23 protein-coding genes and 1 tRNA gene are annotated in these 25,523 nt (G+C 63.4%); 17 read left to right on the forward strand and 7 right to left on the reverse strand.

Annotated features, from left to right (window positions below; genetic code table 11):
- Positions 1 to 232: 232 nt before the first annotated feature.
- Both RW095_RS35390 and dprA read right to left on the reverse strand, forming a co-directional pair.
- The gene (locus RW095_RS35390) at positions 233 to 610 is read right to left on the reverse strand and encodes a thioredoxin family protein (protein ID WP_128584214.1); all 378 of its coding nucleotides are present in this window, start codon (positions 608 to 610) and stop codon (positions 233 to 235) included.
- A gap of 67 nt (positions 611 to 677) precedes the next feature.
- Positions 678 to 1,940 carry a DNA-processing protein DprA gene (gene dprA / locus RW095_RS35395; protein ID WP_317020410.1) on the reverse strand — a complete coding sequence of 421 codons (1,263 nt, stop codon included), beginning with the start codon at positions 1,938 to 1,940 and terminating at the stop codon, positions 678 to 680.
- 243 nt (positions 1,941 to 2,183) lie between these two features.
- Here dprA and def point away from each other — a divergent pair, with 243 nt between their 5' ends.
- The 14 genes from def (at position 2,184) to RW095_RS35465 (ending at position 14,877) form a co-directional block, all read left to right on the forward strand.
- Entirely contained in the window at positions 2,184 to 2,687 is a 504-nt protein-coding gene (gene def / locus RW095_RS35400; RefSeq protein ID WP_317020411.1) for a peptide deformylase, read from the forward strand.
- 37 nt (positions 2,688 to 2,724) lie between these two features.
- Positions 2,725 to 3,711, forward strand: a complete 987-nt coding sequence (gene fmt / locus RW095_RS35405) for a methionyl-tRNA formyltransferase (protein ID WP_317020412.1) — start codon at positions 2,725 to 2,727, stop codon at positions 3,709 to 3,711.
- Positions 3,712 to 3,824: 113 nt separating this feature from the next.
- On the forward strand, positions 3,825 to 4,466 hold the full coding sequence (locus RW095_RS35410) for a LysE family translocator (protein WP_317020413.1): 642 nt from the start codon (positions 3,825 to 3,827) through the stop codon (positions 4,464 to 4,466).
- Positions 4,467 to 4,570: 104 nt separating this feature from the next.
- Positions 4,571 to 5,428, forward strand: a complete 858-nt coding sequence (gene htpX, locus RW095_RS35415) for a zinc metalloprotease HtpX (RefSeq protein ID WP_317020414.1) — start codon at positions 4,571 to 4,573, stop codon at positions 5,426 to 5,428.
- Positions 5,429 to 5,596: 168 nt separating this feature from the next.
- On the forward strand, positions 5,597 to 7,036 hold the full coding sequence (rsmB, locus tag RW095_RS35420) for a 16S rRNA (cytosine(967)-C(5))-methyltransferase RsmB (protein WP_317020415.1): 1,440 nt from the start codon (positions 5,597 to 5,599) through the stop codon (positions 7,034 to 7,036).
- Entirely contained in the window at positions 7,033 to 7,632 is a 600-nt protein-coding gene (locus RW095_RS35425; protein ID WP_317020416.1) for a DUF4390 domain-containing protein, read from the forward strand. The genes rsmB and RW095_RS35425 overlap by 4 nt, the downstream gene beginning before the upstream one ends.
- Positions 7,622 to 10,036, forward strand: coding sequence for a sensor histidine kinase (locus RW095_RS35430; RefSeq protein WP_317020417.1), 2,415 nt, complete (start codon positions 7,622 to 7,624; stop codon positions 10,034 to 10,036). The genes RW095_RS35425 and RW095_RS35430 overlap by 11 nt, the downstream gene beginning before the upstream one ends.
- Positions 10,037 to 10,729, forward strand: a complete 693-nt coding sequence (gene esaR / locus RW095_RS35435) for a response regulator transcription factor EsaR (RefSeq protein WP_317020418.1) — start codon at positions 10,037 to 10,039, stop codon at positions 10,727 to 10,729. It begins immediately after the preceding gene.
- 95 nt (positions 10,730 to 10,824) lie between these two features.
- Positions 10,825 to 10,900, forward strand: a tRNA-Phe gene (locus RW095_RS35440).
- A gap of 379 nt (positions 10,901 to 11,279) precedes the next feature.
- Positions 11,280 to 12,011, forward strand: coding sequence for a 7-cyano-7-deazaguanine synthase QueC (gene queC / locus RW095_RS35445; RefSeq protein ID WP_128594039.1), 732 nt, complete (start codon positions 11,280 to 11,282; stop codon positions 12,009 to 12,011).
- 72 nt (positions 12,012 to 12,083) lie between these two features.
- Positions 12,084 to 12,716, forward strand: a complete 633-nt coding sequence (gene queE / locus RW095_RS35450) for a 7-carboxy-7-deazaguanine synthase (RefSeq protein ID WP_317020419.1) — start codon at positions 12,084 to 12,086, stop codon at positions 12,714 to 12,716.
- 9 nt (positions 12,717 to 12,725) lie between these two features.
- Positions 12,726 to 13,169 (forward strand): 6-carboxytetrahydropterin synthase QueD, encoded by a 444-nt coding sequence (gene queD / locus RW095_RS35455; RefSeq protein ID WP_027776811.1) that lies wholly within the window; start codon positions 12,726 to 12,728, stop codon positions 13,167 to 13,169.
- A 227-nt stretch (positions 13,170 to 13,396) separates the two neighbouring features.
- Positions 13,397 to 14,179: an HpcH/HpaI aldolase family protein gene (locus RW095_RS35460; protein ID WP_317020420.1), complete on the forward strand. Its 783-nt coding sequence runs from the start codon at positions 13,397 to 13,399 to the stop codon at positions 14,177 to 14,179.
- Positions 14,176 to 14,877 (forward strand): tetratricopeptide repeat protein, encoded by a 702-nt coding sequence (locus RW095_RS35465; protein WP_317020421.1) that lies wholly within the window; start codon positions 14,176 to 14,178, stop codon positions 14,875 to 14,877. Before RW095_RS35460 ends, RW095_RS35465 begins: the two co-directional genes overlap by 4 nt.
- Before the next feature lie 135 nt (positions 14,878 to 15,012).
- Here the strand turns inward: RW095_RS35465 and rodA are convergent, their stop codons facing one another.
- From rodA to RW095_RS35490, 5 genes are all read right to left on the reverse strand, one after another.
- Positions 15,013 to 16,161 (reverse strand): rod shape-determining protein RodA, encoded by a 1,149-nt coding sequence (gene rodA / locus RW095_RS35470; protein ID WP_317020422.1) that lies wholly within the window; start codon positions 16,159 to 16,161, stop codon positions 15,013 to 15,015.
- Positions 16,162 to 16,171: 10 nt separating this feature from the next.
- The gene (gene mrdA / locus RW095_RS35475; RefSeq protein WP_317020423.1) at positions 16,172 to 18,589 is read right to left on the reverse strand and encodes a penicillin-binding protein 2; all 2,418 of its coding nucleotides are present in this window, start codon (positions 18,587 to 18,589) and stop codon (positions 16,172 to 16,174) included.
- A 141-nt stretch (positions 18,590 to 18,730) separates the two neighbouring features.
- Entirely contained in the window at positions 18,731 to 19,243 is a 513-nt protein-coding gene (mreD, locus tag RW095_RS35480; RefSeq protein ID WP_020067261.1) for a rod shape-determining protein MreD, read from the reverse strand.
- The gene (gene mreC / locus RW095_RS35485; protein ID WP_317020424.1) at positions 19,240 to 20,358 is read right to left on the reverse strand and encodes a rod shape-determining protein MreC; all 1,119 of its coding nucleotides are present in this window, start codon (positions 20,356 to 20,358) and stop codon (positions 19,240 to 19,242) included. The genes mreD and mreC overlap by 4 nt, the downstream gene beginning before the upstream one ends.
- 154 nt (positions 20,359 to 20,512) lie before the next feature.
- Complete coding sequence (locus RW095_RS35490) at positions 20,513 to 21,556, reverse strand: rod shape-determining protein (RefSeq protein ID WP_004189550.1); 1,044 nt, start codon at positions 21,554 to 21,556, stop codon at positions 20,513 to 20,515.
- A 376-nt stretch (positions 21,557 to 21,932) separates the two neighbouring features.
- Here RW095_RS35490 and gatC point away from each other — a divergent pair, with 376 nt between their 5' ends.
- The 3 genes from gatC to gatB all read left to right on the forward strand — a co-directional run bounded on the left by gatC (position 21,933) and on the right by gatB (position 25,381).
- Positions 21,933 to 22,232 (forward strand): Asp-tRNA(Asn)/Glu-tRNA(Gln) amidotransferase subunit GatC, encoded by a 300-nt coding sequence (gene gatC, locus RW095_RS35495; RefSeq protein ID WP_027776807.1) that lies wholly within the window; start codon positions 21,933 to 21,935, stop codon positions 22,230 to 22,232.
- Positions 22,233 to 22,412: 180 nt separating this feature from the next.
- Entirely contained in the window at positions 22,413 to 23,900 is a 1,488-nt protein-coding gene (gene gatA, locus RW095_RS35500) for an Asp-tRNA(Asn)/Glu-tRNA(Gln) amidotransferase subunit GatA (RefSeq protein ID WP_317020425.1), read from the forward strand.
- A gap of 5 nt (positions 23,901 to 23,905) precedes the next feature.
- The gene (gene gatB, locus RW095_RS35505; protein ID WP_317020426.1) at positions 23,906 to 25,381 is read left to right on the forward strand and encodes an Asp-tRNA(Asn)/Glu-tRNA(Gln) amidotransferase subunit GatB; all 1,476 of its coding nucleotides are present in this window, start codon (positions 23,906 to 23,908) and stop codon (positions 25,379 to 25,381) included.
- The last annotated feature ends 142 nt before the right edge of the window (positions 25,382 to 25,523 follow it).

Raw genomic sequence — 25,523 nt, forward strand, 5'->3', positions numbered from 1 at the left:
GTATATCCGGGTTGGTGGCCTTGAGCGCGCCCATCTGGCGCGACCCTCGTTTGCGACCTTGCGACCCATTAACGACCGCTTTATAGCACACGGCGCGAACGCGGCGTGTCAAGCGCCATAAAAGCGCGCGATCCAGATTGCGCGCCTGGCAACTGACCAAGCCGCGCCAAACAAGCTATGCGCCGGCCGCAACGCCCCTGCCGTAACGGCCCGTGCAGGCGGCCGATCGCTCTCAGGCGGCCGTCAGCGCGGGCCGCAATTTCGGCGCGCCGCTCACGCCGGGCAAAGCGGTCAGATCTAACAACATCCGCTCCACGATCGCTGCCTGCGGCAAAACGGTGCCGAAGAATCGTGTCGTTACCGAGTCTTCGATCAGGATGGTGGGAAAATTCTCGACATCGAGATCGTCGAAGCGATCAGCATGGGTTTCGATGTCGATCCATGCGAAACAGATTTCCGGATGCCGCTCGGCCAGCTTGTCGAACGCCTCCTGATACTCGCGACAGGTCCCGCACCATTGCGCACACAGGCAGGCAACGAACAGCGTGTCGGGTTCGTTGACGCGCTCGGCGATCCGGTCTTGGTCGGTGTCGAGATTCAGCGCGGGCATGGTGGTTCCTCAGGTACTTTGTCGGATGCTTTGGCGCGAATGTAGCATGGCCGATCCCGGAGAGTGGTCAAGCTGGGTCAAAGCAGTTCGCGGCGGCCCGACCGTGGCTCGCACGGGTGTAGCGCCCACCGGGCAGCGCGCTGATCTCACCCGCGAGTTCCAGCTGGAGCAGCGTCGTTTGCAGAAGCGCATGATCCATCTCGGTGCGCGTGGCCAATATTTCAAGGGGCGTTGGGGCGTAGCCGAGGGCGGCGAGCAGTCGCTGGGCGTCCCGGTTCGAAGAGCCGGTCATGTTCGATGCCCGCACTTGCGCGACTGTCTGCGCCGACTCTTCACCCGGCGCGCGTGCCATTACCGCCCGGTCGGCTGCAGCGGAGCAAACCGCCTGCGTCGCCGACTTTTCCCGCCGGGCGCTTGCCGACACGGGCGCGGTTTTCGCGAAGCCCAGTTCCTCCAGCACCTCGTCGGGCGTCTCCACGAGCTTCGCGCCCTGCTTGATCATGCGATGGCATCCGCGCGACAGCGGCGCGTGGATCGAGCCGGGCAACGCGAAGATATCGCGGCCCATCTCGTTCGCGAGGCGCGCCGTGATGAGCGAGCCAGAACGCATGGCCGCCTCCACGATCAGCACACCGCTGACTAGCCCGGCAATCAGCCGGTTGCGCTGCGGAAAGTTAGCGGCGCGCGCGGGCGTGCCGAGCGGCCATTCCGAGAGAATCGCGCCTTGCATCGCGATTTGCCGCGCCAAAGCGTGGTGCGCAGCCGGATAGACGAGATCGGCGCCGGTGCCGATCGCGGCGACTGTGCTGCCGACGCCCTCGAGCCCGCCCCGATGAGCCGCGCCGTCAATGCCCTGCGCGAGCCCCGACACGACGGTGACGCCTGCCGCCGAGAACGTCCGCGCAAACCGTTCGGCGTCATCCATGCCTTGCGGCGTCGCGCTGCGGCTGCCCACCAGCGCGACGGCTCGTGTATGCAGCAGCTCCAGCCGGCCCTTTATATATAGCATTGGCGGCGGATCGGGCATGGTGAGGAGCGCCGGCGGATAGGCCGGGTCGTCGAGCGTCACCAGATGATTGCCCGGCAGTTCGCGCCATGCGATTACCGCGTCGAGCTGAGCATCGAATTCAGGACCGGTGGGAGTGAGGGCTGCGCGTGCCGCAGCCTCGCCGGCAATCGCGGCAAGCGTTTCATGGTCCTGCTGGAGGATCGCTTCGGGCAGCCCGAAAGCGGTCAGCAGCAGGCGCAGCGCCGCGGGTTTGAGCCCCGTGGCGAGAGAAAGCCGCAGCCACGCGGCGAGTTCGATATGGGTTGCAGGCAAGGTGTGCATTGCGGGGCGATCCTCGTGCAGGGCCAGCGGGCAGGCGGGCGCCATGCTAAAATTTTCATCATCCGAAATAACTGCAGCGCCGCGCCCACCCGCGCGGGCTCGTCGTTTGGCGCATCTGGCGCGTTGAATCGAACCGGTTCGACCCCATCTATCGTGTGCGTATTGCGACGGGCCGACAACCTGGCCAAATGGCCAACGTGAGCCCTCCCACGGTGAGCGGCGCCGAAAATCACACTCGAAATCATGGCTTTACTGAACATCCTGAATTACCCGGACAAACGGCTGCACAAGGTCGCAAAGCCGGTCGAACAGGTCAACGACCGCATCCGCCGTCTCGTCGCGGACATGGCCGAGACCATGTATGCCGCGCCGGGCGTTGGCCTTGCGGCCACCCAGGTGGACGTCCACGAGCGCGTGATCGTGATCGACGTGTCGGACGCGCACGATGAACTGCTCGCCTTCATCAATCCGGAAATCGTCTGGTCCAGCAACGAGAAAAAGCTGTCGGAAGAAGGCTGCCTGTCCGTGCCGGGCATTTATGACAACGTCGAGCGCGCCGAGAAAGTGCGCGTGCGGGCACTGAACGAAAAGGGCGAAACCTTCGAAATGGATTGCGAGGGTTTGCTCGCCGTGTGCATCCAGCACGAAATGGATCACCTGATGGGCCGCGTGTTCGTCGAGTATCTGTCGCCGCTGAAGCAGACGCGCATCAAGAGCAAGATGAAGAAGCTCGCCCACGCAATGTAATGCGCGTCCGTTCCGCTCCCTGCTTCCGCCCCTGCTCATGAGCCATTCGTTGCGCGTTGTCTTTGCCGGTACGCCGGAATTTGCGGCGGCCGCGCTGGCCGCGATCCACGATGCCGGTTTTCCGGTGCCGCTCGTGCTGACGCAGCCCGACCGCCCGGCCGGGCGCGGCATGAAACTCCAGGCGAGCCCGGTCAAGCGGTACGCCGAAGAGCATGGGCTTTCCGTCGCGCAGCCGCCTTCGCTGCGCCGGGCGGGGAAGTACCCGGTCGAGGCCGAGGCCGCCATAAACCTCCTGCGCGCTACGCAGCACGACGTGATGGTGGTTGCAGCCTACGGTCTGATCCTGCCGCAGGAAGTGCTCGATATCGCGCCGCTCGGCTGCATCAATATTCACGCGTCGCTGTTGCCGCGTTGGCGGGGCGCGGCGCCGATCCACCGCGCGATCGAAGCGGGCGACGCTCAAACCGGCATCACGCTGATGCAAATGGATGCCGGTCTAGACACCGGCGCGATGATCTCCGAGGTACGCACGCCGATTTCCGCGGACGACACCACGGCCACGCTGCATGACCGCCTCGCCAATGAAGGCGCGAAGCTGATAGTTGAGGCGCTCGTCGAACTCGAGCGCAACGGCAAGCTGGCCTCGACTCCGCAACCCGCCGCGGGCGTCACTTACGCCGAAAAGATCGGCAAGCACGAGGCCGCGCTCGACTGGCGCCGCCCGGCTGCGGTGCTCGCCCGCCAGGTGCGCGCGTTCGATCCCTTTCCGGGCAGTGTGGCTACGCTCGAAGACGGCACGTCGATCAAGATCTGGGCGGCGGCGCCCGAACCCGCGCAAGGCGGGGATGCGCCCGGCACGATCACCAGCATTTCGCCCGAAGGGGTCGTCGTGACCTGCGGCGAAGGCGCGCTGCGTCTTACGCAATTGCAGAAACCCGGCGGCAAACGTCTGCCGGTACGCGAATTCCTGGCCGGCTTTGCGCTGGCGACGGGTCAGCGTTTCCAGCTTCCTGAAGCAAAGTAGCACTAGTCGGCGGCGCCTGAACATCGTCCGTTTGGCCGATGCTCAACGGCCCCGCCTGACCGTCGCCGCGCGTTAAAATCCTCCATGCACACGCTCATGTTCCGAGGATTCTCATGTTCGGCATCACCCATTTCGAGTTTTTCGTCGTCGCAGTTTTTTTGCTGAACGTGACGCCCGGGCCGGATACGGCTTATATCGTCGGGCGTAGCGTCGCGCAGGGCCGCGGCGCGGGGCTTATGTCCGCACTCGGAATTTCGGCCGGGTGCTGCGTTCATTCGCTAGCTTGCGCATTCGGCTTGACCGCGCTGCTCGCCGCGTCGGCCACGGCGTTCACCGTCATCAAGTTTGTCGGCGCGATTTATCTGATCTATCTCGGGGTGCGCCTTCTCTTCGCGAAACCTGCCGAAGACCAGGCCCGCGGCGAAGCGCGCGGGGCGGGTGCTCCCAAGTCGCTGCGTCAGCTGTTCCTGCAAGGCTTCTGGACAAACGTACTGAACCCCAAGGTCGTGCTTTTCTTCGTCTCGTTCTTTCCGCAGTTCGTTACCGCCGGCACGGATCACAAGGCGCTCGCTTTTCTCACGCTCGGCGCGGTGTTCGTGGTGATGAGCATGCTGTGGAACAGCTTTGTCGCGTGGATCGCCGGCAGTGTGACGCGGCGTTTCTCCGGCAAGCCGTCAGTGAAGAAGTGGCTGGACCGCGGCGTCGGCAGCGCCTTTGTCGGGCTGGGAATCAAGCTCGCCACCGCGTCGAGATGATTGAATTTCCCGCGTGCGCCCATATCTAACATTTAGCTTACAATCAGGCACCGCGACGATGCGGCATGGAAATGAACCCCGAGTTAGGGCAAGGAGTTGCAGACATGTTCAATTGGGTCAAAACCGCGATGTTGATGGCCGCGATCACGGCCCTTTTCATCGTGATCGGCGGAGTGATAGGCGGCTCGCGCGGCATGACGATCGCGTTCGTCATTGCTCTCGGCATGAATTTCTTTTCGTACTGGTTCTCGGACAAGATGGTGCTGCGCATGTACAACGCGCAGGAGGTCGACGAAACCAGCGCGCCGCAGTTCTACCGCATGGTGCGCGAACTCTCCACGCGCGCCGGCTTGCCGATGCCGCGCGTGTATCTGATCAACGAAGACGCGCCGAACGCGTTCGCCACCGGCCGCAATCCGGAGCATGCAGCCGTTGCCGCGACCACGGGCATTCTGCGCGTGCTGTCCGAGCGCGAAATGCGCGGCGTGATGGCGCACGAACTGGCGCACGTGAAGCACCGCGACATTCTGATTTCGACGATCTCGGCCACCATGGCCGGCGCGATTTCCGCGCTCGCGAACTTCGCTATGTTCTTCGGCGGCCGCGACGAAAACGGGCGTCCCACGAACCCGATCGCCGGCATTGCGGTCGCGCTGCTAGCGCCTATCGCCGGTGCGCTGATCCAGATGGCGATTTCGCGTGCGCGCGAATTCGAAGCGGATCGTGGCGGCGCGCAGATTTCCGGCGACCCGCAAGCGCTCGCTACGGCGCTCGACAAGATTCATCGTTATGCGAGCGGCATTCCGTTTCCGGCAGCCGAGCAGCATCCGGCCACAGCGCAGATGATGATCATGAATCCGCTGGCGAGCGGCGGCATCGCGAATCTGTTTTCAACGCACCCGTCCACCGAAGAACGCATCGCGCGTTTGATGGAAATGGCCCGAACCGGACGCTTCGAATAACGGCGATGCGCAGTGCATGACCAAAGGCGAGTCTTCTGACTCGCCTTTTTTATTTGGTGACAGCGCGCACTCTCGCTGCCGTCTCCGGTGCGGGGCCCGTTAGCCGCGCCACGCTACAATGTGTGTTCATTGTGTCGCGCGTACCGCGCGGCCTGCCTTTGCCTTCCCATGATCCCAAAGCCTTCTTCGCGTTCTGCTTCTTCGTCGGCGCGTCCGCGCGAATCTCGCTTGTCCGTGTTGCATCTCGCGCCGGAATCGCTCGGCTTTGCGCTCGACTGTGCAGCGCAAGCGGTCGGCGCTGTCCGCCTTGGGGCGGCTTTGCCGGCCGCGCTGCAATCCGTTTTCGTGTCTGCGCCAGAGGGGAGTGCGGCTGCTGCGCGCGGCGCGGTACAGGACATCGCCTATCGCACGATGCGGCGTCTCGGGACTGTCGAATGGTTGATCGCAAGGCTCGTCAAAAAGGCGCCGCCGCCGCACGTCGGTCATGTGCTTGCGTGCTCGCTCGCGCTCCTGATCGACGACGAAGCCAGCGCCGCCTACACGCCGTTCACGGTAGTCGATCAGGCGGTCAGCGCGATCTCGGCGCGTCGCGAATTCTCGTTCGCGAAGGGGCTTGTCAACGCCGTGTTGCGCAGCTTTCTGCGCGAACGCGAGGCGTTGCTCGAAGCGGCGCAGGCCGATGAAGTCGCGCGCTGGAACTACCCGGCGTGGTGGATCGACGCGGTAAGACGCGCATGGCCCGACGCGTGGCAAAACGTGCTCGCGGCCGGCAACACGCAAGGTCCGTTGACGCTGCGTGTGAACGTCCGACATTCGACGGTCGATGCGTATCTGCAGCTTCTCGAGCAGCATCACATCGCCGCGAGCAAAGCTGGCGAGTTCGCGGTGAAGCTCGCTACGCCCATGCCTGTCGATCGCATTCCCGGCTTTAGCGAAGGCGTGGTCTCGGTGCAGGACGCAGGCGCTCAGCTGGCCGCGCAACTGCTCGGTGTGCGTGACGGCATGCGCGTGCTCGACGCGTGCGCGGCGCCCGGCGGCAAGACCGGGCATCTGCTGGAACTGGCGAACCTGCAACTGGTTGCGCTCGAAAGCGATGCGACGCGCGCGCGGCGCATCGGCGAAAACTTGCAGCGCCTGAAGCTCCAGGCGGAAGTGCGTATCGGCGACGCGGGCACGCCGTCCAAGTGGCACGACGACATCGATCAGCCGTTCGACCGCATTCTCGCCGACGTGCCGTGCTCGGCGTCGGGCATCGTGCGACGTCATCCGGATATTCGCTGGTTGCGCCGCGCGTCCGATATTCCCGCGCTCGTCGACGAACAGCGGCGCATTCTCGACGCGCTCTGGCCGCTCGTGAAGCCAGGCGGCGAATTGCTCTACGTTACGTGCTCGATCTTTCCCGAAGAAGGCGAGTTGCAGGCGCAGTGGTTTGGAAACAAGCACCAGGATGCGGTACGATTGGACGCGCCGGGGCAACTTTTACCTTCGGTCGCCCGCGCGCCCGCCGACACATCGGCCGGTTCCCATGCCGGAGAATTCGCTGACCTCAGCGCCGGCGCGAACTCAGACCACGACGGATTTTTCTACGCGCGCTTTCAGAAACGGTGACCATCAAACGCTTCTTCCCGCTTCGGCTCGCTGCCGTGCTTTGGGTCGCGCTGGCCGTCTGGCTCGTCGCGCCCGGCGCGGCGTACGCCGACTCGATCGCCGTGCAGCGCGCTTCGCTGCAAGCCGACAATACCGGTTGGAGCCTCGACGCGCGTTTCGACTTCGAGTTGAACAGCAATCTCGAAGACGCCGTGAATAAAGGCATTCCGCTGTACTTCACAACCGACTTCGAGTTGAGCCGGCCGCGCTGGTACTGGTTCGACGAGCAGCCGGTGAACGTGTCGCAAAGCCTTCGCCTGTCGTTTCAGCCGCTCACGCGCGAATATCGCGTGTCCAGCGTGTCGTCCGGCGGTTTGCAACTCGGCTTTTCGACGCTTAAAGATGCGCTCGCGGTCATCAAGCACGTGACGTCGTGGCATGTGATCGACCGCAACGAAGTGCATGCCGGCGAGACGTACAACGCGTCAGTGCGCATGCAACTCGACATAGCGTTGATGCCCAAGCCGTTCCAGATCGACGCGGTCAACAACCGCGACTGGAACCTCGCTTCCGAATGGAAGCGCTTTACTTTCACGGTGACCGAACGTGCTAAATAAAGTGCGCTCCGCCACCAGTGTCAGCAGCATCGTCGTGCGCGTGCTGGTTTCCACGGTCGCCGTGACCGCCGTGTTGCTGCTCGTGCTGCTCGCCGCGGCAAGCGCGAACACCGAATTCTTCGACCGCTATTACCAGTGGCTCTACGCCGCGAATCTCGTGGTCGCGATGATCTTTCTGCTGGTGGTGGCGACGCTCGTCATCATCATCATTGCGCGTTTGCGAAAGGGTAAGTTCGGCACGCGGCTTCTCGCAAAGCTCGCGTTCTTCATGGCGCTGGTCGGCGTGGTGCCGGGCGGCATCATTTACGTCGTCTCGTATCAGTTCGTGTCGCGCAGTATCGAGTCGTGGTTCGACGTGAATGTCGAAACCGCGCTCACGTCGGGTCTGAACCTCGGGCGCGGCATGCTCGACGCGTCGCTGTCCGATCTGCAGACCAAGGGCCGCCTGATGTCCGAGCAGCTCGCGAGCGCGGACGCCGCCGGCACGACGCTCACGCTGCTGCGTCTGCGTGACCAGTTCGGCGTGCAGGACGCGACGATCCTCGAGCCCACGCGCAGCATGTCCGGCGCAACACCCGACATGCACGTGGTTGCGCAGGCATCGAGCAATTACGCGTCGCTCGTGCCGAACGACCTGCCTACGCCGCTGATGCTCGACCAGGCGCGCGGGCGCGGCTACGCGGCAATAGAAGGCGAAGTCGACGGCGATCCTCGCGCGCACGGCAGCAAGGGCGCGCTGCGGCTGCGTGTCGTGCAGCGCATTCCCGACACGAACGCGGCGCTGTTGCAGCCCACTGAGCGCTTCCTGCAACTCACGCAGCCAGTGTCGCAATCGCTCGCCCGCAACGCCGACGCTGTGCAGCGCGCGTATCGTGAGTATCAGGAGAAAGCGCTCGGACGTACCGGCTTGCGCAAGATGTATATCGGCACGCTGACGCTCGCGCTCTTTCTCGCCACCTTCATCGCGATGATGCTCGCGCTCGCGCTCGGCAACCAGCTCGCGCGGCCGCTGTTCCTGCTCGCGCAGGGCACGAAGGAAATCACGGAGGGTGACTACACGCCGAAGCGCGAGATCAAATCGCGCGACGAACTCGGCTTTCTCACGCAGTCGTTCAATGCAATGACGCGGCAGTTATCCGAGGCACGCGCGGCCGTCGAGAACAATCGCATCGCACTCGAGCATTCGAAGGCGTATCTGGAAAGTATTCTTGCGAACCTCACGGCCGGCGTGTTCGTGTTCGACCGCCAGTTCCGGCTCACTACCGCGAATCGCGGCGCCGAGCGTATCTTCCGTCAGCAGTTTCAGGAGGTGCTGGGCTCGGCGCTCGAACAGATCGGCGTGCTGAGCGAATTCGGCGGCATGGTGCGCAAGGCGTTTGCCGATCGCGAAGCGGCAAGCGGCGACGGCCACGACGACGGCGGCCACTGGCAGCAGCAGTTCTCGGTTCAGGTGGCGGGCGAAAGCGAGCCGCTCACTTTACTCGTGCGCGGTGCGCGCCTCGTGTCGGCGACCGATCGCGACGCTCAGGACATGCAGACGTCGGGCTATGTCGTGGTGTTCGACGACATCTCGGACGTCATTTCCGCGCAGCGTTCGATCGCATGGGGCGAGGTCGCGCGGCGGCTCGCGCATGAGATCAAGAATCCGCTCACGCCGATCCAGCTCTCGGCCGAACGTCTGCAGATGAAGCTCTCCGACAAGCTGTCGCCGTCGGACGCCGATGTGCTCAAGCGCGGAGCGACCACAATCGTGAACCAGGTCGCCGCGATGAAGCAGATGGTCGACAATTTCCGCGACTACGCGCGCACGCCTCCCGCCGTGCTCGCGCACTTGCAATTGAACGATCTCGTGAGCGAAGTGCTGACGCTTTATGGCATCGAGGAAGGCAAGGGCGCGATTCATGTCGAACTCTCCGAGCTGCCCGCGATTCGTGGCGACGCAACGCAATTGCGCCAGGTGATTCACAACCTGCTGCAGAATGCGCAGGACGCGGTGGCCGAAGTCGAGCGCCCGCGTGTGGTGCTCGAGACGAGGACAGTAGAATACGGAGACCCCGACGCGGAAGGCAAGGCCCGCGTCGCGGTACGTCTGACAGTGTCGGATAACGGACCGGGTTTCCCAACGCGTATCCTCACCCGTGCATTCGAGCCGTACGTTACGACCAAGGCGAAAGGCACGGGCCTGGGTCTTGCGATGGTCAAGAAGATCGTCGACGAACATGGCGCGCGCATCGACATTCGAAACCGCATGAAAGCGGGCGATGTCGTCGAAGGCGCGCAAATTTCGATTCTCTTCCTTCAACTGGCAGACGACGCCGCGGCTCCCGAAGCGGGACCGCGTCCTGCGCACGGCGGTACGTCGCAGGGAAAGACAAAAGCAACAGTGCAGACAAAGGCAGCGTAAATGGCAACCATCCTGGTGGTAGATGATGAAATGGGCATCCGGGAATTGCTCTCGGAGATCCTGAGCGACGAGGGGCATGTCGTGGAGGCGGCGGAAAACGCGCAGCAGGCGCGCGAATTCCGTTTGCGTCAGGCGCCGGACCTGGTGCTGCTCGACATCTGGATGCCCGATACCGACGGCGTGACACTGCTCAAGGAATGGGCTGCGCAAGGGCAGCTCACGATGCCGGTGATCATGATGTCAGGTCACGCGACGATCGACACCGCAGTTGAAGCGACGAAGATCGGCGCGCTGAATTTTCTTGAAAAACCGATCGCGCTACAGAAGCTGCTAAAGGCTGTGGAGCAAGGCCTCGCGCGCGGCACTGCGGCGGTCGCGCCGGGCGGCGCGGCGGCGAAATCGGCGTCGCCAATGAATTCTTCAGCTGTGGCTTCGGCGGCGGCATTGCCCATGCTGTCCTCAGCCGACGGCTTGGGCAGCGGCGTGCTCGCTGCGCAAACGGCATCCATTTCGTTCGACATTCCGCTGCGCGATGCGCGCGATGCATTCGAGCGCGCGTACTTCGAGTATCACCTCGCGCGCGAGAACGGCAGCATGACGCGTGTCGCGGAAAAGACTGGCCTGGAGCGCACGCACTTGTATCGCAAGCTCAAACAGCTCGGCGTCGATCTCGGGAAGAACAAAGGCGAGTGAGCACCGCGTTCCTCGGGCGGATTTCACCGCCACAGATTTTTTCGGGAAGGGGCTTGCCCAGCGAATGACCCTTTGATATCATTTCGTTCTTCGTTGGCCCGGTAGCTCAGTTGGTAGAGCAGCGGATTGAAAATCCGCGTGTCGATGGTTCGATTCCGTCCCAGGCCACCAGGATTCAGCCCCAGGAAATCGCAAGATTCCTGGGGCTTTTCCTTTTGCAGTGGGCTTTCGTTGTTTGGTGCTCGCCAGTAGTACGTCGGGGCGCGCTGGGCGAGGTTTGGCATCGCGTGATAAAATCGCGCCAGTTCAAGCACTTGCATGCGAGTGCGTCGCCCGTCGAATTCGTTCAAGGGCTCGCGGCCGAGCCGCAATCCGCACCGAACCCCTCGCTCGACGATCAGCGGTATAAGCGCCCAGCGACCTGGCAGGCCGAAGACGCGGCCTATACTGCTTTGGGCCGGCAGCAGTGCCGGCTCGCGTCGCGCCGCGTTGCTTGCATGGCGCACCTCGCGCAGCGCGACGCGGCACTCATCATTCACGGAGTTTCACGGTGATCCGCAAAGACGCTAAACGTAGCGCTCTGGTGCTGTTTTCCGGCGGCCAGGATTCCGCCACGTGCCTCGCATGGGCACTTGAACGTTATGAAACGGTTGAGACGCTCGGCTTCGATTATGGTCAGCGGCACCGCGTCGAACTCGAATGCCGTGAAGGCTTTCGCAATGCAGTAGTGCGTACGTTCCCGGCGTGGGGCGAGCGCCTCGGCGACGATCACATGATCGATCTGTCCGTGCTCGGCGCGATCAGCGAAACGGCCATGACGCGCGAGATCGAAATCGAGGCCACAGCCAACGGATTGCCGAATACGTTCGTGCCGGGCCGCAATCTGATGTTCATGACGATCGCGGCGGCCATCGCTTATCGGCGTGGTTTGCAGGTGTTGGTCGGCGGAATGTGCGAGACGGATTTTTCGGGCTATCCCGATTGTCGCGACGACACCATGAAGGCTTTGCAGGTCGCGCTGAATCTCGGCATGGACTCGCGCTTCCTGCTCGAAACTCCGCTGATGTGGCTCGACAAGGCGGACACTTGGCGCCTCGCGCATGAGTTAGGCGGCGACGCACTAGTGGAACTGGTGCGCATAGAGACGCATACCTGCTATGTCGGTGAACGCGCGGAATTGCACGCATGGGGCTTCGGCTGTGGCGAATGCCCGGCCTGCCGCTTGCGCAAGCGAGGTTACGAAGCCTATCTCGCCGGTGAAAAGGTAACCGAGCCGGTTTAAGAGGGCCGCGCAACAGCGGGGCTCGGGCAGTCGTTTGTAGGTACACAAGCACAAATCTAGGCAGAAGGCAGCATGACGTACGCGGTCAAGGAAATCTTCTACACGTTGCAAGGCGAGGGCGCGAATGCCGGACGCCCGGCTGTGTTTTGCCGCTTCGCCGGCTGCAATCTGTGGTCGGGCCGCGAGGAAGACCGCGCCGAAGCCGTATGCCGGTTCTGCGACACGGACTTTGTAGGCATGGACGGCGAGAACGGCGGCAAATACCGCACAGCCGAAGACCTCGTGCAAATGATCGAGTCGCAATGGCCCGAAGGCGAGGGCCAACGCTTTGTCGTGTGCACGGGCGGCGAGCCGATGTTGCAAATCGACCAACCGCTGGTCGACGCGCTGCATGCGGCCGGCTTTGAAATTGCGATTGAAACCAACGGCTCGTTGCCGGTGCTCGAGACTATCGACTGGATTTGTGTGAGCCCGAAGGCCGACGCGCCTCTCGTCGTCACGAAGGGCAACGAACTGAAGGTCGTGATCCCGCAGGACAACCAGCGCCTGTCCGACTATGCGAAGCTCGACTTCGAGTATTTCCTCGTCCAGCCAATGGACGGCCCGTCGCGCGACATCAACACCAAGCTCGCAATCGACTGGTGCAAACACCATCCGCAATGGCGCCTGTCGATGCAGACCCACAAGTATCTGAATATTCCCTGATTTGCCGTGCTGACGATTACACGAAAACTCGAATTCGACGCGGGTCACCGCATTCCCGATCACCGCAGCCAGTGCCGGAATCTGCACGGCCATCGCTATGTGATCGAAATCACGCTGCAAGGCGATCTGGTCGACACGGAGGGCGCGCCCGACCGCGGCATGGTGATGGACTTCGCCGACGTCAAGTCGCTCGCCGTCGAACATCTCGTCGACAAGTGGGATCACGCGTTCCTCGTCTACGAAGGCGACACGCAAGTGCGCGGCTTCCTCGAGACAATGGCGGGCCACAAGACCGTGGTGCTCGACCGCATCCCGACCGTGGAAAACCTCGCGGCGGTAGCGTTCGACATTCTCGCGAACGTTTATGACGCGCACTATGGCGTGAATCTGCGCCTCCACAAGCTGCGTCTGTACGAGACGCCGAATTGTTGGGCCGACGTGGTTCGCGACTAATCCTCACACGCGTTACGCGGGCCAACCGCCGCGTTATTGTCACGGTATGATCGCTCCGATAACCACACGGAGCGAGACATGCCGGTCACCGCAATGCGTCGCAGCAGCCAAACGGGCCATCCGCGTTCGAGCCTGGCTCGTTGCCGGGCTCGCCTCACGAGCACGCGTCCAACCACGCTTCCCCTCGTGTCAGGCAATGAAGTCGGTCATCGTCAGGAAGTGTGGCGATGAGCACCTTCACCAATCCCCTGAAGCAACGTCTTAAAGAAGCCGATCCGCTGTTCGGCCTATGGTTGTCGCTCGGCAGCGATACCGCCGCCGAGGCGCTCGCTCACGCCGGCTTCGACTGGCTGCTGATCGACATGGAGCACGCGCCCAACGATAGCGGCGACGTGACCTCGCAATTGCGTGCGATTGCCGCCGCGCATCTGCCGAGCGAACCGGTGGTGCGCGTGCCGGCGAGCGAGGGCTGGCTCGTCAAGCGCGTGATGGACGCGGGCGCACGCACGTTGATGTTCCCCAATATCGAGTCCGCCGAAGAAGCTGCGCATGCGGTGCGCCTCACTCAATATCCGAGCGCCGAGGCGCTCGATGGCCTGCGCGGCGTCGCTGGCGTCGTGCGGGCCGCGGCCTACGGCATGCGGCGCGACTACGTGCAAACGGCCAACGCGCAAATCGCGACCATCGTGCAGATCGAGTCGGCGCGCGCCCTCGACGAAGTCGACAAGATCGCAGCGACGCCGGGCGTCGATTGCCTGTTCGTCGGACCCGCGGATCTCGCCGCGAGCCTCGGTCATCTCGGCGATTCGAAGCACGCCGACGTGCAAGCGGCCATGGCGCGCATCGTCAGCGCCGCGGACAAGGCGGGCATTGCCGCCGGCATTTTTTCGATGGACGTCGCGAGCGCAAGGCAGTATCGCGATGCCGGTTTTCGTTTTATCGCTCTGGCCGCCGACGTCATGTGGATGTTGCGCGCAACCCGCCAGGCGCTGCAGGAGGTGAGGTCATGAAGTGGATGGTGCAACGCGTTGTCGCGCGCATGATGGTTACGGCGGCGTTGACCACGGGCGTCGCAGCGCATGCGCAGGATCGTCTCGCGAAGCCGAACGATCCGGAGACGCAAACCGCGGTCGCCGACTACAACGCCGGCAATTTCGGTGCGGCGCTTGCAGAATTCCGCAAGGCCGCCGAGCGCGGCAGCCGGCTTGCGCAGTTCAATTACGCGATGATGGTGCTCAACGGTGAAGGCACCGCGGTGAACGTCGACGAAGGCAAGAAGTGGCTGCGCAAGGCCGCCGACGCGAACATGTCGCACGCGCAATATGTGTACGGCAAGATGTATGACGATGGCGAGTTCGTCGGCCGCGACCCGGCCGAAGCGCACCGCTGGTTTCTGAAAGCCGCGCAGCAAGGGCACGTGCAGGCCGAGCTTGCGCTCGCTAATCAGTTCCTCGATGGCCGAGGCACCGATCGGGACAACAAGCAGGCGTTCGTCTGGTACAAGAAGGCCGCGGAGGGCGGCGATATGACCGCACAGTACGTGACAGGCTCCTTCTATGAACGCGGCGGCGATGGCGTCGACAAGAACCTGAACGTGGCGCGGGCTTATTACGCGGCTGCGGCCGCGCAGGGCGATCCGGCGGCGCGCTTGAAGTATCAGCAACTGAGCGCACAGCTGAGGGATCATAAGGAAGTGAAACCGCAATAAACAGAAGGGGCGCATCTGGCGATGCGCCCCTTCTGTTTTACGGCTTGCGGTGCAGCGTGCTTGCAGCCAGCTTCACAGCCGATTCACAGCATGTCTCGCTGCCAACAAAGCTGCATTCTTCATCAGCCCACCTGCTTAGCTCTGCATCAACCGCTTCTGTCGCGCGACGCTCATGATCAGGCCGATTGCCACGCCAAGCGTGGTCAGCGCGGTGCCGCCATAACTCATGAATGGCAGCGGCACGCCGACCACCGGCAAGATGCCGCTCACCATACCGATATTGACGAACGCGTAGGTGAAGAACGCCATCGTCAGAGATCCGGCCAACAGGCGTCCGAATAGCGTCGCGCCGTTGGCGGCGACATACAACCCGCGCGCGATTAGCAACATGTAAAGCGTGAGCAGCACGACGCCGCCCGCGAGCCCGAATTCCTCCGAGAACACTGCGAAGATGAAGTCAGTGTGTTTCTCGGGGATGAACTCCAGATGCGCCTGTGTGCCCTTCAGCCAACCCTTGCCGAGCGGGCCGCCGGAGCCGATCGCGATCACCGCCTGAATGGTGTGGAAGCCCTTGCCGAGCGGATCGGAAGTCGGGTCGAGCAGCGTGCAGATGCGGTGCTTCTGATAGTCGTGCATGAGCGGCCACTGCACTTCCGGCTGGCAGATCTTGTCCTGAAACGCCGCAATCGAGCCAACCGCGATCACTCCGGCAATCAGCACCGGCACGATCAGTTTGAAGCTCAAACCCGCAAAGTAAATGACGAAGAAGCCAGCTGCGAAAACCAGCACGGCGGTGCCCAGGTCGGGCTGTTTGGCGATCAGTCCCACGGGCACGGCAAGAATCACCAGCCCGACCAGAAAGTCGTACCAGCGCATCACGCCTTCGCGCCGCTGATAGTACCAGGCGAGCATCAACGGCGTCGCGATCTTCATGATCTCCGACGGTTGAATCACCACGCCCACGTTGATCCAGCGCTTTGCGCCCTTGCGCGTCAGGCCGAAGAGCGCCACCGCAACGAGTAGCGCGATCCCGAATGTATAAAGCGGGACCGCGAAGCGCATCAGCGTGGTGGGCGGAACATTCGCGAGCGCCCACATCAGCACGAACGTCAGCATGATGTTGCGCAACTGGTCTTCCACGCGGCCGGGTACATCGAGACTCGCGCTGTACAAGGTGACGATGCCCACGCACAGCAGCAGAAACACCACCAGTGCGAGCGGGCGGTCGAAGCCTGCGAACATCCGCTTGATGCGGTCGATCCAGGCGCGCTTGTCGAATTGCATGCCTTTCTCCTTACTCGTCGATGCCGCCGGTAACCGGCTGGCGTGGCGAGGTGGCTTGAGTGCCGTTATCGCGCGATGGATCGCGCAGCGCGTTGGTTCCGGAGCGCGCGGCGGCTGGCGCCGGCTCGCTCGCCGGTCGCGGTTGGCGCGGGGTGCCTGATTTGCGCGGCGCCGGGTTCTTTGCTGCTGACGCGGGTGTGGCCGCAGTCGCCGCAGTGGCCGAGGCCGGCAGCTTTGACGTCGTCCCTGCGCCCCCCGCCGATGCGGACGACTTCGAACTCGCCACAGGGGCAGACGCCGCAGCCGCTCCAGACGCGGCACCTGCGCCCGACGCCCCGTTCGCCGCAGACGCCGCGGCAGCGGTCGACGCCGCAGCAGCAGCGGTCGCCGCTCCCGGCATCGGCAGTGCGGTGAAGCCCGCAGCGATCTTGACCGGCTGCCCGGTTTCCTGCGGCGCCGGCGCACCGCCGACTTCCGGCGCGGATGCGTCCTCGGTCGCCGACGCCGCTGCCGCAACTGCCGCTGCCTCCGCGCCCGGCTTGTTCTTGCCGACGAGGTAGTAGTCGAGCACCTTGCGCGCGATCGGGCCGGCCGATTCGGCGCCCCAGCCGCCGTTCTCCACGATCAGCGCGAGCGCGATCTTCGGTTGCTCCGCCGGTGCGAAAGCGATGAAAAGCGCGTGATCGCGCAAGTGCTCCGCGATCGCATGGCCCTTGTAGTTCGCGCCTTGCAGTGAGTACACCTGCGCCGTGCCCGTCTTGCCCGCGGCCACATACGGCGCGCCAATGAACAGCTTCGACGCCGTGCCGTTCGTTATGACGCCTTCCATCGCGCGCTTGATGATGTCGATGTCGGACTGTTTCACCGCGATCTTGTCGCTCGGATCGCGCACGACCGGACGCGTGTCTTTGGTGATCGGATTTTCGATGTCGCGCACGAGGTGCGGCTTCATCACCACGCCGTTGTTGGCGAGCGTGGCCGTGGCGTGCGCGAGTTGCAGGATCGTGAACGAGTTGTAGCCCTGGCCGATGCCGAGACTGATCGTTTCGCCTTCGTACCAGCGCTGCTGCTCGGGCTTGCGGTAGGCCTTGCGCTTCCATTCCGTGGAAGGCAGGATGCCGCGCGCTTCGCCGGAAATATCAATACCCGTGATCTGGCCGAAACCCCACGGTTTCATGAAACCGGCAATGGCGTTCACGCCCAGATCGTGCGCGAGCACGTAGAAGTACGTGTCGTTCGACACGACGATGGCGCGGTTCATGTCGACCCAACCCTGACCCGAGCGCACGTCGTTGCGGAACGTGTGACCGCCGAAAGTGTAGGAGCCGGGGTCCTGAAAGCCCCAACCCGGCGTGCGCTTGTGCAGCGATAGCGCGGCGAGCGCCATGAACGGCTTATACGTCGAACCTGGCGGATAAGTGCCGTGCAGCGGCCGGTTCAGGAGCGGATGGTCGGGCGAGTTGTTGAGTTCGTCCCAGGTCTGCTGGTCAATACCGTCGACGAACGAATTCGGGTCGAAGCTCGGCGCGGAGACGAATGCCAGCACGTCGCCGGTGGCCGGCTCGATAGCGACGAGCGCGCCGCGGCGGCCCGCGAACGCCTGCTCGGCAACCTGCTGCAAGCCGATGTCGAGCGACAGCACGAGGTTGTTGCCCGGCGTTGCCTGCGTGCGCGACATCGTCCGCACGGGCCGGCCGCCGGCGGTGACTTCGACTTCCTCGAAACCGGTCTGGCCGTGCAACTCCGTCTCGTAGCTTTGCTCGACACCGATCTTGCCGATGTAGTCGGTGCCCTTGTAGTTATTTGCGTCCAGACGCGGATCGTAGTGTTCCGGATCGCTGTCGTTCTGATCGCTGGCGTCGTCGATACGATCCTGGTCGCGCTGCGAAATGCGGCCAATGTAGCCGATCACGTGTGCCGCCGTCGGCCCGAGCGGGTATTGGCGGAACAGGCGGGCGCGCACTTCCACGCCCGGAAAACGGAAGCGCTGCGCGGTAAAGCGCGCGACTTCGTCGTCGGTGAGACGGGTGCGGATGGGCAGGCTCTCGAAGTTTTTCGAGTCTTCCTGCAGCTTCTTGAAGCGGCGACGGTCGCGTGCGTCGATTGACACCACCGAGGCGAGATCGTCGATCACTGTTTCGAGCGGCGCGCCTAGCTTGGACGGCGTGATTTCGAGCGTGTAGGCCGAGTAGTTCTTGGCCAGCACCACGCCGTTACGGTCAGTGATGATGCCGCGGTTCGGCACGATCGGCGCGACGGAAATGCGGTTTTCGTCGGCCTGCAGCGAGTATTTGCTGTAGTGCCACACCTGCAGGAACAGGAAACGAAAGCCGATCAGCCCGAAGCAGACGAACACGAACAGGCCCGCCGCCGCGACCCGCAGGCGGAACTTCGAGAGCTGTTGCTGAGTGTCCTTGAATTCGGTCATGCGATTCTGCAAAAGGCCGGGCGACGGCCATCATGAGTGTGCGCCTGATCCGGCCTGAACCGGAAGGCATGAACAGCGATGGGCGTTGAGCGGGCAGAAAAGGTGAGTTCCATGAGGACCGCCTGCGCGCTCGACGCCTCGTTAAATCGGCCGCGTGTCGTCGGGGTCGGCCGGCCGGCGTTGCGGCATCAACAGCAGCAGGCTGGCGACCGGCCACAGCGCAGCTTCGACGAACCCGTCGATCAAATAACCCCATCCGGGAAAGGCCGCGCCCGTCAGCAGACGGATGACGAACGGCACCAGTTGGGCGATCACCAGCAGCGGCATGACGGCGAAAGTCTGCACGCCAAGCGACATCCACAGGACGCGGCGATGGATCGTGATCGCGCCATACGACAGCAGCGTGTACGCGAGCGCGTGCTCGCCGAGCAGGCTGGCGTTGTGCACGTCCATTAGCAGACCGAGGAAAAACGCGATGCCCATGCCGACCTTGCGCGGCTGATGCACGTTCCAGAACAGCAGCACGAGCGCGACGAAGTCAGGCACGCCGATCAGGCGCCCCCACGGCATCAGGTTCAGCAGAAACGCCGCAGCGAGACTGAACGCGATGAAGTACGGATTGACCGGCTGCAGGATGTATTGCGGACGGTTCATGGCTTTGCCCCCGGCGCGGCTTGTGGCTTGGCTTTTTCGACGGTGGCAGGTTTCTTCGGCGCAGCGGGCTTCTGGTCGGCGGCGGCCGCTTTACCGGCCGGGCCGCCTTGGCCAGGCGCGCTTGCCGAGGACTTGGGCGCGGCGTTCTTGTCGGCGGTCGGTTTTTCCGCTGGCTTGGCGGATTTGTCGGCGGCGGCCTTGCTGTCGGCGGCTTTCGCGCCCTTCTTGCCCTTCGCGTCTTTGGCGGACGGTTCCGGCTCTTCGGCCGGCCGCGGCAGCACGTCGGCCACGTAGTGGAGCACTAGCAACTGACGCGCGCCGCGTACCGGCGCGATCGGCAGGCAGATCACACGCGCAAATGCCGTGTCCGCCTGTCTGTCGACGCGAACCACCTTGGCGACCGGCAGCCCCGGCGGATAGACGCCGTCGAGCCCGCTCGTGACGAGTTCGTCGCCCGTCTGGACGTCGCCGCTGATCGGCACGAAGCGCAGATCGAGCGTGTCGCCCTTCGGCGTACCGTAGATCACGCTGCGCAAGCCAGTGCGAACGATCTGCACGGGCACAGCCTGGTCCTTGTCGGTGAGCAGCGTCACTTCGGCTTGTAGCGGCAACACGCGGGTAACCTGGCCGATCACGCCGTCTTCGTTGACAACCGGCGAACCGTTCTGGATGCCTTGCTGCGCGCCACGGTTGATGACGACCTTCTGCGTGAACGGATCGCGCGTGTCGTACTGGATTTCCGCAGGCAGCGATTGCGTGGTCGCACGCTGCGACAGTTGCAGCAACGCGCGCAAATGGGCGTTTTCCGCCGATAGCTCAGCGGCCGTATTCGCCTGCTGTGCGAGCTGGAGGTTCCTGGTGTGCAGCTTTTCGTTGTCGCTGCGCAGCGTGGCGCTGGTCACGGCCAGATCGGCAGCGCCCATGAAGACGTCGCGCGGCACGAGCGCCGCGCGTTGCAACGGATAAAGACCCGCGCCGAGCACGCCGCGAACGATTTCGAGCGTTTTGAAGCGTGCGTCGGAGATCAGCAGGGCCAGCGCGAGCACGACGAAAAACAGCAGTCGGGCGAGAGCGGATGGGCCTTGCTTGAACAGGGGCGGCGGACTGTATTCCATGGTCGGCGCCGGGGGCGTAAGCGGTTGGGTGAGGCGGCGGCGCGCTGGAAACGCGGGGGTTCAGCGTACGGAGGCTGGTTGGCCCAGCCAACGGCAAACCGGCCCGCAGGGGGCCGTTTGCCAGTTCCGCGCTACTGACATCGATCTCGCTCGCTTACTCGTACGAGAAGATGCTGCCGAGCTTGTCCATGCGCTCGAGCGCCATGCCCGAACCGCGCACGACGCACGTCAGCGGGTCTTCAGCGACGAGCACCGGCAGACCGGTTTCTTCGGCGAGCAGGCGGTCCAGATCGCGCAGAAGCGCACCACCGCCCGTCAGCATCATGCCGCGCTCGGCGATGTCAGCGCCCAGTTCCGGCGGCGTTTGTTCGAGCGCGATCTTCACCGACGAGACGATCTGGTTGAGCGGATCGGTCAGTGCTTCGAGAATTTCGTTGCTGGAGATGGTGAAGCTGCGCGGAATGCCTTCCGACAGATTGCGGCCCTTCACTTCCATTTCCTTCACTTCGGAACCCGGGAAGGCCGAGCCGATTTCCTTCTTGATGGCTTCGGCGGTTTGCTCGCCGATCAGCATGCCGTAGTTGCGGCGGATGTAGTTGACGATAGCTTCGTCGAACTTGTCGCCGCCCACGCGCACCGAGCCTTTGTACACGATGCCGCCAAGCGAGATCACGCCGACTTCCGTCGTGCCGCCGCCGATGTCCACAACCATCGAGCCGGTCGCTTCCGACACGGGCAGGCCGGCGCCGATTGCGGCGGCCATGGGTTCTTCGATGAGATATACCTGCGAGGCGCCCGCGCCGTGAGCAGCTTCCTTGATGGCGCGGCGCTCGACCTGGGTCGAACCGCACGGCACGCAAATGATGATGCGCGGCGACGGCGAGAACATGCGCGACTCGTGAGCAGTTTTGATGAACTGCTTGATCATCTGCTCGGTCACCGTGAAGTCGGCAATCACGCCGTCTTTCATGGGGCGGATCGCCTCGATATTGCCGGGCACCTTGCCAAGCATCTGCTTGGCTTCCTTGCCGACCGCCTGAATGGTTTTCTTGCCGTTGGGACCGCCTTCCTGGCGGATCGAAACCACCGACGGTTCATCAAGAACGATGCCCTTGCCACGCATGTAGATGAGCGTGTTGGCGGTGCCTAGATCAATCGCCAGATCGTTGGAGAAGTAGCTGCGCAAAAAACCGAACATTCAAAATCCTGTCTCGCTTGGGGCCGGCCCTCGCAACGATGCGCAGGGCGGCAGCGGAAAAAAATAACAGCTTCAACCGGGCGAAGCGGCGCCACCGGAACTTGAAGCTGCGAGGGAGTCTACCGGAGGCCGATGCAAGGCCAAGTCAGAAATATCCGAACTATCTTTACGAATTGTCCAGAAAGGCCTTGGTAAGTCGGTCCGGGTTTGGGTCGAACGCGTAATGATACCTTATAATTTTGGATGTTTTGAAGGAAACGGACGGCACTTTTTGCCGCCGCTGGCCCCTTTTTCGAGGTCATCCTCCCGCGTCGTAACTCGCTGTCGCAGCGCTCTTTTCCCGCTGCGGCGGTCTGCCACTTTTTCCGGTGACTGCATGGCTTTGACCCTGACCGATGTTAAGCGCATCGCGCATCTCGCGCGGCTCGAACTGGCCGACGCCGACGCCGAGCACACGCTTGCCCAGCTCAACGACTTTTTCGGACTCGTCGAGCAGATGCAGGCGGTCGATACCACGGGCATCGCACCGCTTGCCCATCCGATCGAACAGATCGAAGACGTCGCGCTGCGCCTGCGCGACGACGCGGTGACCGAAACGATCGAACGCGAAGCTTTTCAGCGTCCCGCGCCGGCCGTGCAGGACGGTCTGTATCTCGTGCCGAAGGTGATCGAGTAAGACCGCATAGCGAGCCCCGCGCGGCCCGCGGGCAGCGAGCCGTGAAACGGCATGCCGTTTCACGACCGGCGCTCGTGCCGTTGCCTGTTGCCGATACCCCCGGCTGGGCTCGCCGGCGCGCAATCGAACGCCTCCACGGCAGCGTGATCCGCGCTGCCGCGCTTTCCAGGACAAAACGCAATGCATGAAAAAAGTCTGACCGAACTGCGCGCCGCACTGGCGGCCAAGGAATGCTCCGCCGTCGAACTGGCGCAGCTTTATCTCAAGCGCATCGACGCGGCCAATAGCCTGAACGCTTTCATCCAGGTCGACGCCGACCTGACGCTCGCGCAGGCGAAAGCCGCGGACGCGCTGCTTCACGCGGGCCACGGCGGTCCGCTGACCGGCCTGCCGATCGCGCACAAGGACGTGTTCGTCACCAAGGGCTGGCGTTCCACTGCCGGCTCGAAAATGTTGTCGAATTACGAAAGCCCGTTCGACGCCACGGTGGTCGAGCGTCTGCAGAAGGCCGGCATGGTTTGCGTGGGCAAGACCAACATGGACGAGTTCGCCATGGGCTCGTCCAACGAAAATTCGTACTTTGGTCCGGTGCAGAACCCGTGGGATCGTCAGGCCGTGCCGGGCGGTTCGTCGGGCGGTTCCGCGGCGGCGGTCGCCGCGCGCCTCGCGCCCGCCGCGACCGGCACCGACACCGGCGGCTCGATCCGTCAGCCGGCGTCGTTCTCGGGCATCACCGGCATCAAGCCTACGTACGGCCGCGTATCGCGCTACGGCATGATCGCGTTTGCGTCGTCGCTGGATCAGGGCGGCCCGATGGCGCAAAGCGCCGCCGATTGCGCCACGCTGCTCAACGCCATGGCCGGCTTCGACGAGCGCGATTCGACGAGCCTCGTGCGCGACGACGAAGACTACACGCGCTATCTCGGCCAGCCGTGGAAACAGGACGGCGCGGGCAAGCCGCTCGCCGGCCTGCGCATCGGCCTGCCGAAAGAGTATTTCGGCGCGGGTCTCGCCGACGACGTGCGTGCTTCCATCGACGCCGCGCTGAAGCAATACGAAGCACTCGGCGCAACGCTCGTCGAAGTGTCGCTGCCTAAAACCGAGCTGTCGATCCCGGTCTACTACGTGATCGCGCCGGCGGAGGCGTCGTCGAACCTGTCGCGTTTCGACGGCGTGCGCTTTGGCCATCGCGCCGCGGAATATCGCGATCTGCTCGACATGTACAAGAAGTCGCGGGCCGAAGGTTTTGGTCCGGAAGTGAAGCGTCGCATCATGGTCGGCGCTTACGTGCTGTCGCACGGGTATTACGACGCGTACTACCTGCAGGCGCAGAAGATCCGCCGCATCATCGCGCAGGACTTCCAGGAAGCGTTCAAGCAGTGCGACGTGATCATGGGACCGGTCGCGCCGTCGGTGGCGTGGGATCTGGGCGCGAAGGGCGACGACCCGGTGCAGATGTATCTCGCCGACGTCTACACGCTGTCGGTGAGCCTCGCCGGTTTGCCCGGCATGAGCGTGCCGTGCGGCTTCGGCGCGGGCGCGAACGCGCAGCGACCTGTGGGATTGCAGATCATCGGCAACTATTTCAATGAAGCCCGGATGCTGCAGGTGGCCGACGCGTTCCAGCGCGCGACCGACTGGCACCGTAAAGCGCCGGCAGGAGTGTGAGCACCATGACCAAGCAATGGGAAGTCGTGATCGGTCTGGAGACCCACGCGCAGCTGTCCACGCAATCGAAGATTTTCTCGGGCTCCCCGACGCAATTCGGCGCCGAGCCCAACACGCAGGCGAGCCCCGTCGACCTGGCCTTGCCGGGCACGTTGCCGGTGATGAACCGCGGCGCTGTGGAACGCGCAATCCAGTTCGGTCTCGCAATCGGTGCAACGGTCGCGCCGCGCAGCATCTTCGCGCGCAAGAATTATTTCTATCCTGATCTGCCGAAGGGCTATCAGATCAGCCAGTACGAAATTCCCGTCGTGCAGGGCGGCCAGGTGACAATTCAGGTGCCGGCCAACGAGAAAGCGGGCAAGGAAGCGTATTCAAAAGTCGTCAACCTCACCCGGGCGCACCTGGAGGAAGACGCAGGCAAGTCGCTGCACGAAGACTTCGCGGGCATGACGGGCATCGACCTGAACCGCGCGGGCACGCCGCTGCTCGAAATCGTCACCGAGCCTGAAATGCGCAGCGCGGCGGAAGCCGTCGCTTACGCAAAAACGCTGCATACGCTCGTGACCTGGCTCGGCATTTGCGACGGCAACATGCAGGAAGGCTCGTTCCGTTGCGACGCGAACGTGTCGGTGCGTCCGGTCGGTCAGGCGGAGTTCGGCACGCGCGCCGAGATCAAGAACCTGAACTCGTTCCGCTTTCTCGAGGAAGCGATCCAGTACGAGGTGCGCCGTCAGATCGAACTGATCGAAGACGGCGGGACGGTGGTGCAGGAAACGCGTCTTTACGATCCGGATAAGCGTGAAACGCGTTCCATGCGCAGCAAGGAAGACGCGCACGATTACCGCTATTTCCCCGATCCCGATCTCATGCCGCTCGTGGTCGACGCTGCGTGGGTCGCGCGGGTGAAGAGCGAAATGCCGGAGTTGCCCGAAGCGATCCAGCAGCGCTTCGTGTCGCAATACGGCTTGACGCCTTACGACGCCAACGTGCTCACGTCGAGCAAGGCGATGGCCGCGTACTACGAAGCGGTGGTCGTGAAGCTCGGCGCGGGCAACGCCAAGGTCGCGGCGAACTGGCTGATGGGCGAGGTGTCGTCGCAACTGAATCGCGAGGGTCTCGATATGGCCGAATGCCCCGTGTCGTCCGCGCAACTCGCGTTGCTGCTGCAGCGTATTGCCGACGGCACGATCTCCAACAAGATCGCAAAGGAAATTTTCCTTGCGATCTGGGAAGAGAAGGCCACCGACGAAGCCGCGGCAGACCGCATCATCGAAGCGAAAGGCTTGAAGCAGATTTCCGACACGGGCGCGCTTGAGGCAATCATCGACGAAGTGCTCGCAGCGAACCAGAAGTCGGTTGAAGAGTTCCGCGCGGGCAAGGAGAAGGCGTTCAACGCGCTGATCGGGCAGGCAATGAAAGCGACGAAGGGCAAGGCAAATCCGGCGCAGGTCAACGAACTGCTGAAGAAAAAGCTGTCGTGAGCTGGAACCTGGCTGACGCTGAGCCGAAGTGCGGTTAAAGAGAAAATACGGAGACAATACGGCTGAAGCGCTCGCGCTTTGACGACAGCGGGCTGTTGCCAGAAACGAAAGTTGGGGGCAACGGCCCGTTTCATTTCGCGGC

Origin of the sequence: Paraburkholderia kirstenboschensis, assembly GCF_032806925.1 — a bacterium.
Taxonomy (GTDB): Bacteria; Pseudomonadota; Gammaproteobacteria; order Burkholderiales; family Burkholderiaceae; genus Paraburkholderia; species Paraburkholderia kirstenboschensis.

Excerpts from the sequence above, each read along its gene's own strand:
- RW095_RS35390 (WP_128584214.1), bottom strand. The coding sequence starts at position 610 with ATGCCCGCGCTGAATCTCGACACCGACCAAGACCGGATCGCCGAGCGC.
- dprA (WP_317020410.1), bottom strand. The coding sequence starts at position 1,940 with ATGCACACCTTGCCTGCAACCCATATCGAACTCGCCGCGTGGCTGCGG.
- def (WP_317020411.1), top strand. The coding sequence starts at position 2,184 with ATGGCTTTACTGAACATCCTGAATTACCCGGACAAACGGCTGCACAAG.
- fmt (WP_317020412.1), top strand. The coding sequence starts at position 2,725 with ATGAGCCATTCGTTGCGCGTTGTCTTTGCCGGTACGCCGGAATTTGCG.
- RW095_RS35410 (WP_317020413.1), top strand. The coding sequence starts at position 3,825 with ATGTTCGGCATCACCCATTTCGAGTTTTTCGTCGTCGCAGTTTTTTTG.
- htpX (WP_317020414.1), top strand. The coding sequence starts at position 4,571 with ATGTTCAATTGGGTCAAAACCGCGATGTTGATGGCCGCGATCACGGCC.
- rsmB (WP_317020415.1), top strand. The coding sequence starts at position 5,597 with ATGATCCCAAAGCCTTCTTCGCGTTCTGCTTCTTCGTCGGCGCGTCCG.
- esaR (WP_317020418.1), top strand. The coding sequence starts at position 10,037 with ATGGCAACCATCCTGGTGGTAGATGATGAAATGGGCATCCGGGAATTG.
- queE (WP_317020419.1), top strand. The coding sequence starts at position 12,084 with ATGACGTACGCGGTCAAGGAAATCTTCTACACGTTGCAAGGCGAGGGC.
- RW095_RS35460 (WP_317020420.1), top strand. The coding sequence starts at position 13,397 with ATGAGCACCTTCACCAATCCCCTGAAGCAACGTCTTAAAGAAGCCGAT.
- RW095_RS35465 (WP_317020421.1), top strand. The coding sequence starts at position 14,176 with ATGAAGTGGATGGTGCAACGCGTTGTCGCGCGCATGATGGTTACGGCG.
- rodA (WP_317020422.1), bottom strand. The coding sequence starts at position 16,161 with ATGCAATTCGACAAGCGCGCCTGGATCGACCGCATCAAGCGGATGTTC.
- mrdA (WP_317020423.1), bottom strand. The coding sequence starts at position 18,589 with ATGACCGAATTCAAGGACACTCAGCAACAGCTCTCGAAGTTCCGCCTG.
- mreD (WP_020067261.1), bottom strand. The coding sequence starts at position 19,243 with ATGAACCGTCCGCAATACATCCTGCAGCCGGTCAATCCGTACTTCATC.
- mreC (WP_317020424.1), bottom strand. The coding sequence starts at position 20,358 with ATGGAATACAGTCCGCCGCCCCTGTTCAAGCAAGGCCCATCCGCTCTC.
- RW095_RS35490 (WP_004189550.1), bottom strand. The coding sequence starts at position 21,556 with ATGTTCGGTTTTTTGCGCAGCTACTTCTCCAACGATCTGGCGATTGAT.
- gatC (WP_027776807.1), top strand. The coding sequence starts at position 21,933 with ATGGCTTTGACCCTGACCGATGTTAAGCGCATCGCGCATCTCGCGCGG.
- gatA (WP_317020425.1), top strand. The coding sequence starts at position 22,413 with ATGCATGAAAAAAGTCTGACCGAACTGCGCGCCGCACTGGCGGCCAAG.
- gatB (WP_317020426.1), top strand. The coding sequence starts at position 23,906 with ATGACCAAGCAATGGGAAGTCGTGATCGGTCTGGAGACCCACGCGCAG.